1 pseudogene is annotated in these 279 nt (G+C 40.5%); it reads left to right on the forward strand.

The features are described 5' to 3' along the window. Positions 1-279, forward strand: a pseudogene (locus ACFIK8_RS12405) (tRNA (adenosine(37)-N6)-dimethylallyltransferase MiaA); the annotation flags it as partial.

Below are 279 nucleotides of genomic sequence, written 5' to 3' on the forward strand. Positions count from 1 at the left end.
TGGGAAGTCAGCGCTTGCTTTGCAAATGGCTCAAAAAAAAAATGCTCTTATCATTAACACTGATTCAATGCAGGTTTATGATGTTTTAAATATTTTAACGGCACGGCCGACGGAAGCTGATACTGCCATTGTTCCACACTATCTCTACGGTTATGTGAGTCCGGCTCTTCACTATTCAGTGGGACAGTGGTTATGTGATGTTAGGAAGCTTTTAACGACATTCACCTCAAAATCACTTATTTTTGTTGGCGGAACAGGGCTTTATTTTCGTGCTCTTTT

Source organism: Bartonella sp. MR168JLCBS (genome assembly GCF_042194175.1).